11 protein-coding genes and 1 riboswitch are annotated in these 10,338 nt (G+C 42.2%); of the genes, 7 read left to right on the top strand and 4 right to left on the bottom strand.

Annotation, left to right across the window (positions count from 1 at the left end; translation table 11 throughout):
• Window positions 1-117: 117 nt before the first annotated feature.
• A complete protein-coding gene (mhqR, locus tag RAC86_RS29295; protein ID WP_003232475.1) occupies window positions 118-555 on the top strand; it encodes a MarR family transcriptional regulator MhqR in 438 nt (145 codons plus the stop codon).
• Window positions 556-594: 39 nt separating this feature from the next.
• Here mhqR and motB read toward each other — a convergent pair whose 3' ends face one another.
• From motB to clpE, 3 genes are all read right to left on the bottom strand, one after another.
• Window positions 595-1,380: a flagellar motor protein MotB gene (gene motB, locus RAC86_RS29290; RefSeq protein WP_003232473.1), complete on the bottom strand. Its 786-nt coding sequence runs from the start codon at window positions 1,378-1,380 to the stop codon at window positions 595-597.
• Window positions 1,352-2,164, bottom strand: a complete 813-nt coding sequence (gene motA, locus RAC86_RS29285) for a flagellar motor stator protein MotA (RefSeq protein WP_003238984.1) — start codon at window positions 2,162-2,164, stop codon at window positions 1,352-1,354. Before motA ends, motB begins: the two co-directional genes overlap by 29 nt.
• 383 nt (window positions 2,165-2,547) lie before the next feature.
• Complete coding sequence (gene clpE, locus RAC86_RS29280) at window positions 2,548-4,647, bottom strand: ATP-dependent protease ATP-binding subunit ClpE (RefSeq protein WP_377886326.1); 2,100 nt, start codon at window positions 4,645-4,647, stop codon at window positions 2,548-2,550.
• A gap of 364 nt (window positions 4,648-5,011) precedes the next feature.
• On the opposite strand from clpE, the gene RAC86_RS29275 reads away from it, so the two are divergent.
• The 5 genes from RAC86_RS29275 to queF all read left to right on the top strand — a co-directional run bounded on the left by RAC86_RS29275 (window position 5,012) and on the right by queF (window position 8,709).
• Window positions 5,012-6,055 carry a YkvI family membrane protein gene (locus RAC86_RS29275; RefSeq protein WP_076457776.1) on the top strand — a complete coding sequence of 348 codons (1,044 nt, stop codon included), beginning with the start codon at window positions 5,012-5,014 and terminating at the stop codon, window positions 6,053-6,055.
• Between the two features lie 138 nt (window positions 6,056-6,193).
• A riboswitch (PreQ1 riboswitch) is annotated at window positions 6,194-6,238 on the top strand.
• A gap of 130 nt (window positions 6,239-6,368) precedes the next feature.
• A complete protein-coding gene (gene queC, locus RAC86_RS29270) occupies window positions 6,369-7,028 on the top strand; it encodes a 7-cyano-7-deazaguanine synthase QueC (RefSeq protein ID WP_021479407.1) in 660 nt (219 codons plus the stop codon).
• The gene (queD, locus tag RAC86_RS29265; RefSeq protein ID WP_003232462.1) at window positions 7,021-7,470 is read left to right on the top strand and encodes a 6-carboxytetrahydropterin synthase QueD; all 450 of its coding nucleotides are present in this window, start codon (window positions 7,021-7,023) and stop codon (window positions 7,468-7,470) included. The genes queC and queD overlap by 8 nt, the downstream gene beginning before the upstream one ends.
• Entirely contained in the window at window positions 7,463-8,194 is a 732-nt protein-coding gene (gene queE / locus RAC86_RS29260; RefSeq protein ID WP_003232460.1) for a 7-carboxy-7-deazaguanine synthase QueE, read from the top strand. Before queD ends, queE begins: the two co-directional genes overlap by 8 nt.
• Before the next feature lie 17 nt (window positions 8,195-8,211).
• Window positions 8,212-8,709, top strand: a complete 498-nt coding sequence (queF, locus tag RAC86_RS29255; RefSeq protein ID WP_003218613.1) for a preQ(1) synthase — start codon at window positions 8,212-8,214, stop codon at window positions 8,707-8,709.
• A 508-nt stretch (window positions 8,710-9,217) separates the two neighbouring features.
• On the opposite strand, the gene RAC86_RS29250 is transcribed toward queF, so the two are convergent.
• On the bottom strand, window positions 9,218-9,574 hold the full coding sequence (locus tag RAC86_RS29250; RefSeq protein WP_025284649.1) for a winged helix-turn-helix transcriptional regulator: 357 nt from the start codon (window positions 9,572-9,574) through the stop codon (window positions 9,218-9,220).
• A 168-nt stretch (window positions 9,575-9,742) separates the two neighbouring features.
• Here RAC86_RS29250 and RAC86_RS29245 point away from each other — a divergent pair.
• A partial coding sequence (locus RAC86_RS29245) for an SDR family NAD(P)-dependent oxidoreductase (RefSeq protein WP_377886325.1) occupies window positions 9,743-10,338 on the top strand: 596 nt, incomplete at its 3' end.

The following is a 10,338-nucleotide window of genomic DNA, read 5'->3' as shown; positions in this document are numbered from 1 at the left end:
GTGTTGGCAAGCTTACATTTTAAAAAAGAAGAGAAATATTGGAAAGATTTTTATTGACATTTTGGTCTTTGTTTATTAATGTTTCTCTGTAACGGTTTCTAAAAGGATGATTGAGACATGACAGAAAAATCACTGAAGTTATTTATCGTGCTGTCGCGCGCGTATCGGTCTATTAACGATCATATGAATAAGCATATTCATAAGCATGGGCTGAATCCGACTGAATTTGCTGTGCTAGAGCTTTTGTACCATAAAGGCGATCAGCCGCTGCAGCAGATAGGAGATAAAATTCTCTTGGCTAGCGGGAGCATCACATACGTTGTAGATAAGCTGGAGCAAAAAGAACTTCTCATTCGGAAAGCGTCTCCTACAGACAGACGAGTGACATTTGCGCAAATTACTGAAAAAGGCATCGGTCTTTTGAACGATATTTTCCCTGATCACGCTGCTGAAATTGATGAAATGATCAGCGTATTAAGCGAAGAAGAGGTAGAGATGTGCACCGAAATGTTAAAAAGAGTAGGATTAAACGCAAAACAGTTTCATAATAAGTAAAAAAAGGAAGCCTGATATGTCACAAGGCTTCCTTTTTTGCTATTTTTCATTTGTTTCCGCTGCGCCTCTTGGCAAAATGAGAACTTCAACCCGCCGGTTTTTGCTTCGGCCTTCCGCAGTTTTGTTGGAAGCCACCGGTTTATACTCGCCATAACCCTTGGCGCTGAACACTTTTGCATCGAGCTTGGGGTTTTCAATCAGGAGCCCCATAAAGTTTACCGCTCTCATGACGCTTAAATGCCAGTTTGATTGGAATTCAGAATTTTTAATTGGCATATTATCAGTATGTCCGCTGATAATGATATTTCTTGGCGGGTTAATCACAAGAAGATTTGAAATCTCTTTTGCAAGCGGCACATCTTCCTTACGGATGGTCGCTTTTCCAGAATCAAAGAAGATGCTGTCTTTAATCGTAATCAGAAGGCCTTCACTAGTCATCTTCGTCTCCAGCTGATGTTCCAGCTTTTTATCTTTGATAAACTTTTCCACCTGGCTCTTCACATTTTCAAGTTCTTCTTGATCAGCTGCTTTTTCTTTTTCTTTCTTGTTTTTCTCTTTCTCTTCTTTTTCCTTTTTCACTTCATCGATGCCGTCTGACTCGTTTTCAGGAGGAGTGACACTGGAGTAGTCCAGTACACCGGTGCCGCCTGTAAAAACTTCATTAAATGATTTTGAGAGCATTTGAAACTTAGCTGCGTCAATCGAGCTGCTCGCGTACAGCACAATAAACAATGCCAGGAGAAGAGTAAGGATGTCGGCGTAAGGAACGAGCCATGATTCATCAACGTGCTCGTCCTCATGCTTCTTCTTCTTTTTTCTCGCCATTTTGCGCCTCTCCTTGTTCTGCAAATTTCAAGCGGTCCTTCGCAGGAAGATACATTAAAAGCTTTTGTTCGATGACTTTCGGTGCTTGTCCTTCTAAAACGGATAAAACACCTTCAATCATGACCTCACGCAGTTTTACTTCTTGTTTTGATTTTCGTTTTAATTTATTTGCGAAAGGATGCCATAACACATACCCTGTAAAGATACCGAGAAGTGTGGCAACAAAGGCGGCACTGATGGCGTGTCCAAGCTCATCTGTGTTATCCATATGAGAGAGAGCGGCAATCAGCCCGATTACAGCGCCGAGTACTCCAAGTGTCGGAGCGTACGTTCCCGCTTGTGTAAAAATAGCGGCTCCGGCTTGGTGCCTGTCCTCCATTGCTTCGACTTCCTCTGTCATAATATCTCTGATAAATTCCGCGCTTTGCCCGTCAACAGCCATGCTGAGCCCGTTTTTCAAGAAAGCATCATCTACATCCTCAATGCTTGCTTCTAAAGCAAGCAGACCTTCGCGGCGTGCAAGCTGAGCCCATTCAGAGAACATAGGAATGAGTTCCTCTATTGTGAGCTGTTTATTTTCCTTAAATAACACTCGAAACAGCGCAGGCACTTTTTTAATTTCTTTTGTTGGGAACGCAATAACGACTGCTGAGATTGTCCCGGCGATAATAATTAAAATGGCAGCGGGGTTTGCAAGGGCGCTGAAACTGACGCCTTTCAGAACCATCCCGACGCTCAATGCCACAAAAGCAAGAATAATACCGATTAACGAAGTTTTATCCATAGTTTTTCACCAAATCCTTTTTTACTAGCTTGTCTATGGTTAATATCGGTTTTGGTGCCCGGAACTTTAGGGACATTGTGAATTTGTTCATGAAATATTCAAGGAAGAGGCATAGAAGGGAGAAATAAACAAAAACGGGCTCTCCAAAATTGAAAAGCCCGGGGGTCTACTGAAATTAGCAGCTTGCTTGCAAGCTGTCCTTCAGATGGTATTCATATAATAGTAGAAATACATATTCACTGTATATAAACATGTTCCATCCCTCCTTAAAAAAAGTGTAAAGGATGAAGGGAAGTAGCGCTTCAGGAGAAGGGACGGTAATTTCTAAGTCAAGAGTATGAAAGTATAAAAAAAGCGGCTTCCTAAAAGGAAACCGCTGATTGTTATTTCGCTCGCACTTTGATTTTATCATCTTCTAAAATCACGTGAAAACTTGTGATCTCGCCATTATCAAGCAGCAGATCGGTCATTTCATCCTCAACCCATTCTTGGATGGTTCTTCTAAGCGGACGTGCACCGAATGAAGGGTGGTAGCCCAGCTCAGCGATTTTTTCTTTCGCTTCATCTGTCACATTCAAGCTAATGCCCCGTTCAGCCAATGTTTCTTCAAGTTCTCCAAGAAGAAGGCTGACGATTTTGACAAGATGTTCTTTTTCCAATGAGCGGAACTCAATAATGCTGTCAAAACGGTTGAGGAACTCAGGTTTAAAGAACATGCTCAGTGAATCAATCAATGTTTGTTCTTCGATGACACTGTCATCTGATTGGAAACCGACTTTCGTTTGTTTCTCACCAGCACCCGCATTACTTGTCATGATGATCACTGTGTCTTTGAAGCTTACAGTTCTGCCTTGGCTGTCTGTCAGACGGCCATCCTCCATAATTTGCAGGAACATATGCTGAACGTCTGGGTGTGCTTTTTCAATCTCATCCAGCAACACAATGCTGTAAGGATTGCGGCGCACTTTCTCAGTTAATTGTCCAGCTTCCTCATGGCCGACATATCCAGGCGGTGAACCGATAATTTTAGATACGGCGTGTTTCTCCATGTATTCGCTCATATCGAGTCGGATAATAGCGTCTTTTGTGCCGAATAATTCATCTGCCAGTGTTTTAGAAAGCTCTGTTTTCCCTACGCCGGTAGGACCTACGAAGAGGAAGGAGCCGACTGGTCTGTTTTTGGATTTTAATCCGGCGCGGCTTCGTCTTACCGCTTTTGCCACTTTTTGAACAGCGGCTTCTTGTCCAATCACGCGTTCATGAAGTTTTGCTTCAAGCTCTTTCATTTTCGTTTGTTCGTCTGCCTGCAGTTTGCCGACAGGGATGCCTGTTTTTTGTTCAACAATTTCCTGAATGTGCTCAGCTTCCACAGTGACAGCGGTATGAGCGGAGGAGCTGTTCAGTTTTTTCTCCAATGCAAGTTCTTCATCACGGAGTTTTGCCGCCAGTTCGTAATTTTCTTCTTCAAGGGCTTTTGTTTTTTCGGCTTCAATTGCAGTAAAGCGTTCAGCGGCATCCTCGTCATTCAGTTCATCAATTAACAGGTTGGCTTTTGAACCTGCTTCATCTAATAAATCAATTGCTTTATCCGGCAGGTGTCTGTCCTGAATGTAGCGGGATGATAAAGTGACACACGCTTTGATTGCTTCATCACTGAATGTTACGCCATGGTACGCCTCGTATTTGTCTTTAATCCCTTGCAAAATGAGGATAGCCTGTTCAATTGAAGGCTCCTGCACCATGACAGGCTGAAAACGTCTTTCCAGCGCGGCATCTTTTTCGATTTGACGATATTCTTTCAGTGTTGTCGCGCCAATGACTTGCAGTTCGCCTCTGGCTAGGGCCGGTTTGAGAATGTTGCCGGCGTCCATTGATCCTTCTGCAGAGCCTGCGCCGACGAGAAGGTGAATTTCATCAATGAACAGAATGACATTTTTTCGTTCCTTCAGCTCAGTGATCAGCTGTTTCATTCTCTCCTCAAATTGGCCTCTGATCCCTGTGTTTGCAACAAGGGATGCAACATCAAGCAAATATAGCTCTTTGTTTTTCAGTTTGTTTGGAACATCGCCTTCAGCAATTTTTAAAGCGAGTCCTTCAGCGATGGCAGTTTTCCCTACACCCGGCTCCCCAATAAGAACCGGATTGTTTTTGTTGCGGCGGTTTAGAATTTCGATCACTCGCGCCACTTCATCATCACGGCCGATGACGGGATCAATGAGACCGGCTTTAGCACCGTTTGTAATATTTTGAGCCAGCTCATCAAGCAGCCCTTTTTTTCCGCTTTGTTTTGCTGCGCTCTTTTCTTTCGGCTGGAATGCCTGTTCAAACGGAAATCCGAAAGATTGAGGACCCATACTCATTGAAGGTTTACGGGTCAGTTCGTTATAGCAAGTTTCACAAAGAACCATCTGTTTATGAACGGAATTTATTTGCATGTTAAGGCGAATCGTCGCCTCGTTTTGATGACAATGTTGACAACGCATTTGCCAAAACCTCCTTAATAATTTGATCTTCTTTGACCAATGAAAGTGAATAAAAAGGTCTATTGGATTTGACCTTCTTTGACTATTAGTATACGGCAAACTTAACGGCTTTCAAACCAATATGCTCAAAGCAGACTGAATATTTGACTATCTTTGACCAATTGGTTTTTAAAAAAGGCCGGTTTGTTTGACCAACTTTGATTAATAGTATACTCTGACCATCTTTGACTTTCAAGCCTTTTGCACAACATTTTTTAATTTGTTACAAAGTAAAACATGTTTTCTTCGTCTTTTCAAGGAACTTGTCTCATAGGTTATAAAAAGGCATCTATGGACAAAACTGCGGTTCGTTCGGAGGGGAGAAATGGAACAATCAAAAGGGTCTGCAAGTCAGCTTGCTTTTGTGTATGTCGGCACAGTAGTCGGAGCTGGATTTGCGACTGGCAGAGAAATTGTTGAGTTTTTTCTGAAGTTCGGCTGGTTCGGTTTATTCGGCATTCTCGTCAGCGGCGGAATGTTTACGTTTCTGGGCGCCAAGCTGATGATCATTTCAAAGCGAATCAATGCCAAGTCATATCAAGAAATGAACATCTTTTTGTTCGGGGCGGCGGCTGGGCGAATTATCAATGTATTTATGCTGTTTGTTCTCCTCGGAGTTACATCTGTCATGCTTTCAGGAGCAGGGGCGCTTTTTGAGGAACAATTGGGGATGTCCGCTCAGATTGGGATGCTTATTACAATCGGTCTGAGCTTAATTGTGATGACTAGAGGAGTAAAAGGCATTTTCGGTGTCAATGTGTTTGTTGTTCCCCTTTTAATCCTCTTTTCAATGATTGTAGTGGCCGACTCTTTTATATTCAGCGAATCACGAAACGCAGCTCAGTGGGTCTGGCCGCATCGCTGGGATTGGCTGTTATCAGCTGTTTCTTACGGGGCTTTGAATTTATCGCTTGCCCAAGCGGTTTTGGTTCCGCTGGCGAATGAAATGTCATCGGAGAAAGTGATCAAAAAAGGCGCTTTAATCGGAGGCACGATGCTGACGATTGTGCTGTCCGCGAGTTTTCTGTCTTTGTCAACTCTTCCGGATGTATTTTTGTATGATATACCGATGGCACAAGTGGTTTATCTCTTTGCACGATCTGTCCATTTGATTTATTTACTCATTATTTTCGGAGAAGTGTTCACATCAGTTATTGGTAATCTATATGGATTAGAAAAACAAGTGCAAAGCTTTCTTCCAGTGAAAAGCAAATATATCTTTGCGGCCATTATGATCACGGCTTATATTACGAGCCAAATAGGGTACGGCAGGCTTATTTCAACGATTTATCCCTTGTTTGGCTATGTGAGCCTGGCCTTCATAGGCGCTTTGCTTTGCAAAAAAGCTCCTCGGCGGCGCAGTTTATAAATATATATAATGAAACGAACCGTCACTATAGAGCGATAATTGATCTAGGAACCGGGGACTGACTTTTTTATTGTCAAGAAAAACAACATTATGGTAAGATAGCAGAAGTGAAAAAATTGAAGAAAATCCGTGAGATATGCGGGAGAGGTTCTAGCTACACCCTCTATAAAAAACTAAGGACGAGCTGTATCCTTGGATACGGCCTTTTTTATGTTTTTCTAGAGCACCTTCCGAAAAAAGGTGTTTTTTTTGCGTGAATTAGCTGTAGCGATGTCTCTCGCCGGCGTTTTTATTGCGGAGAAGGAGAGGAATCATGAAAAAAGAAAAAGCAATTGTCGTATTTAGCGGCGGCCAAGACAGCACAACATGCTTACTGTGGGCCTTAAAAGAATTCGAAGAAGTCGAAACGGTGACTTTTCATTATAATCAGCGACATTCGCAGGAAATTGAAGTGGCAAAATCCATTGCGGAAAAGCTTGGTGTGAAAAATCATTTGCTTGATATGTCACTTTTAAATCAGCTTGCACCGAATGCCCTGACTAGAAATGATATTGAGATAGAAGTAAAAGACGGCGAACTGCCATCCACATTCGTTCCAGGCCGCAATTTGGTATTCTTATCCTTTGCCTCTATCCTGGCTTACCAAATTGGCGCGCGCCACATTATTACAGGAGTTTGCGAGACAGACTTCAGCGGTTACCCTGATTGCCGTGATGAATTCGTGAAATCTTGCAATGTAACGGTAAATCTGGCGATGGAGAAGCCGTTTGTGATCCACACGCCTCTCATGTGGCTCAATAAGGCGGAAACGTGGAAGCTTGCAGATGAGCTTGGCGCGCTGGATTTTGTGAAAAACAACACGCTGACATGCTATAACGGCATCATCGCAGACGGCTGCGGCGAATGTCCGGCATGTCACCTTCGTTCAAAAGGTTATGAAGAATATATGGTGATGAAAGGAGAGCGTGCATAAATTGTTATCTCAAATTTATCCGCAGGCCCAGCATCCTTATTCGTTTGAACTGAATAAGGACATGCATATCTCAGCCGCTCATTTTATCCCTCGGGAAAGTGCGGGAGCGTGCAGCAGGGTTCACGGGCATACGTATACCGTAAATATAACCGTTGCCGGCGACGAACTTGACGATTCAGGCTTTCTTGTCAATTTCAGCGTACTCAAAAAACTGGTGCACGGAAACTATGATCACACGCTATTAAATGATCATGAAGATTTTTCTCAGGACGACCGGTATTCGCTGCCGACAACTGAAGTCGTGGCGAAAACGATTTATGACAACGTACAGGCTTATTTAGACACTTTGGAGAATAAGCCGACCTGTGTACAGGTGTTTGTCCGTGAAACACCGACAAGCTACTGTGTCTACCGTCCGAAAAAGGGTGGTTTGAATGGCTAAAGGAATTCCTGTATTAGAAATTTTCGGCCCGACGATTCAAGGAGAAGGCATGGTGATCGGACAGAAAACGATGTTCGTCCGGACAGCCGGCTGCGATTATTCCTGCAGCTGGTGTGACTCCGCTTTCACTTGGGATGGGTCTGCTAAAAAAGATATTCGCTGGATGACGGCGGAGGAGATTTTTGCGGAGCTTAAGGACATTGGGGGAGACGCGTTTTCTCATGTGACGATCTCAGGCGGTAACCCGGCTCTGTTAAAACAGCTGGATGCTTTTATTGAACTGCTGAAGGAAAATAACATCCGTGCAGCGCTTGAAACTCAAGGGACCGTTTATCAGGATTGGTTTACGCTGATTGATGACCTGACAATTTCTCCAAAACCGCCAAGCTCAAAAATGGTAACGAACTTTCAAAAGCTTGACCACATTTTAACTTCACTTCAAGAGAATGATAGACAGCATGCTGTCAGCTTGAAGGTTGTCATCTTTAATGATGAAGATCTGGAATTTGCCAAAACTGTGCACAAGCGGTATCCGGGAATCCCGTTTTATTTACAAGTCGGAAATGATGACGTGCATACGACAGATGATCAGTCACTGATTGCACATTTGCTTGGGAAATATGAAGCGCTTGTTGATAAGGTAGCTGTCGATGCGGAGCTGAATCTCGTCAGAGTGCTCCCGCAGCTGCACACCCTGTTATGGGGCAACAAACGCGGAGTATAATAGAAAGGAAGATGAACATGACGACAAGAAAAGAATCAGAATTAGAAGGTGTAACATTGCTAGGCAACCAAGGTACAAATTATTTGTTCGAATATGCACCGGACGTGCTGGAATCCTTCCCGAATAAACATGTAAACCGTGACTACTTTGTAAAATTCAATTGTCCGGAATTCACATCTTTATGTCCTAAAACAGGCCAGCCAGACTTTGCGACAATCTACATCAGCTACATTCCTGATGAAAAAATGGTTGAAAGCAAATCATTAAAGCTGTATCTATTCAGCTTCAGAAACCATGGTGACTTCCACGAGGACTGCATGAATATCATCATGAATGACTTGATTGAATTAATGGACCCGCGCTACATTGAAGTATGGGGCAAATTCACGCCAAGAGGCGGAATTTCCATTGACCCGTACACAAACTACGGAAAGCCTGGCACGAAGTATGAGAAAATGGCCGAATACCGTATGATGAACCATGATTTGTATCCGGAGACAATTGATAATCGTTAATTATTCCGTTGTGTGATACGGAGTGTGAAACGAAGTGGAGTCACAGTAAAATCCGAACATTCAGCGTTAATTTTCAGCGGAATTGTAACCGAGTCACAGCGAAGTGTGACCCGCACTAAGCTCAATAAAAGTGTGACCTGAGGTGCAACCTGAACTGTGACTTTTATGCAGTGAAAAATTGATAGTACAGAAGCAGATTAAGGCGTACAATTTGTACGTCTTTTCTTTTTTTATCCGAAAGAAAAAATGCCTATCTAGAGATCATAGGCATTAAATATTATTATCAATATCTTCATTTATTTTTTGGCTAAGTTTCTGAACCTTCTCTTTAACATTTGAAACAGCTCTTTTTTGAATTTCATCAAAGTTCTCCTGAATATAGTCGATGACACTTCTTATTAGAACTTCACTTTCAAAATTGAATATCTCATTTATTTCTGACTGTTCTTCATCTGTTAGGTGATGGTATTGAAGTTGTTTAGCATTTACTTCAGCAGCTACATCAATCCTAACTTAGTTGTTCTGGTTGTACAATTTCATATTCACCTTCTGCATACTCTTGCTCCGCATAATAGCCTCCCCATTGACAGAGCTCCTGCAAGATAGGTTTAAGAGATTCTCCAAGTTCAGTGGATGAATATTCAACCTTCGGCGGTACTTGGTTATACATCTTTCTGCTCACAAGTCCACTGGCTTCAAGCTCTCTAAGTGTTTGAATCAGCATTTTCTGAGTTATATTTGGGATAATGCGGTTTAATTCACTCGTTCTCTTTGGTCCATTCATTAAAAAGTATAATACAAGACCTTTCCATTTTCCGCCAATAACTTCCTTTGTCACTTCAAACCCACAACTAAATTTTTTCAAGTCTAAACCTCTCCATTCCACATTTATTACTTTTTAGTTACTATATCACAAAAAAGTGGGTACTTCCGTTAATATGCTTACTGAAGGATACTATATCTTGTAAGTTGTTCTTCAAGTACTCAAAGGTATTAGACATAAAATAAAAATAATTCTAAAGGAGTGTTAAGTATGGGTAATTTTGAAGGTAAAATAGCGCTTGTAACGGGTGGAACAAGTGGGATTGGTCTTGCTACAGCACAAAAATTTGTAAACGAAGGTGCATATGTTTATATCACGGGACGTAGACAAAACGAACTTGATAAAGCTGTAAACCAAATTGGCAAGAACGTAACCGGTGTTCAAGGTGATATTTCTAAGCTTGAAGACTTAGACAAACTATATGACATTATAAAGCAGGAAAAAGGTAAGTTGGACATTCTTTTTGCTAATGCAGGCATCGGCAACTTCCTTCCATTAGGTGAAATTACTGAAGAGCAGGTTGATAGAACGTTCGACATTAACGTTAAAGGAACCATCTTTACTGTTCAAAAAGCGTTATCACTATTCCCGGACAAAGTAGGTTCTATTATTGTAACGGGCTCTACTGCTGGATCAATTGGCAACCCAGCGTTTAGTGTATATGGAGCATCTAAAGCAGCATTAAGAGCACTAGTTCGCAACTGGATTCTTGACCTAAAAGGTACTGAAATCCGTGTAAATGTGGTTAGTCCAGGAGGTATTCTTACACCTGCCTACGATGAGCTTTTTGGTGATGCACTTGAAGA

This window comes from Bacillus sp. LR_5, from assembly GCF_042709275.1.
Note: the sequence above shows the minus strand (reverse complement) of the source record. Positions and strands in the feature narration are given on the sequence as shown.

Bases quoted from the DNA above. Each gene is read 5' to 3' on its own strand.
- mhqR (WP_003232475.1), top strand. From the start codon at position 118: ATGACAGAAAAATCACTGAAGTTATTTATCGTGCTGTCGCGCGCGTAT.
- motB (WP_003232473.1), bottom strand. From the start codon at position 1,380: ATGGCGAGAAAAAAGAAGAAGAAGCATGAGGACGAGCACGTTGATGAA.
- motA (WP_003238984.1), bottom strand. From the start codon at position 2,164: ATGGATAAAACTTCGTTAATCGGTATTATTCTTGCTTTTGTGGCATTG.
- clpE (WP_377886326.1), bottom strand. From the start codon at position 4,647: ATGCGTTGTCAACATTGTCATCAAAACGAGGCGACGATTCGCCTTAAC.
- RAC86_RS29275 (WP_076457776.1), top strand. From the start codon at position 5,012: ATGGAACAATCAAAAGGGTCTGCAAGTCAGCTTGCTTTTGTGTATGTC.
- queC (WP_021479407.1), top strand. From the start codon at position 6,369: ATGAAAAAAGAAAAAGCAATTGTCGTATTTAGCGGCGGCCAAGACAGC.
- queE (WP_003232460.1), top strand. From the start codon at position 7,463: ATGGCTAAAGGAATTCCTGTATTAGAAATTTTCGGCCCGACGATTCAA.
- queF (WP_003218613.1), top strand. From the start codon at position 8,212: ATGACGACAAGAAAAGAATCAGAATTAGAAGGTGTAACATTGCTAGGC.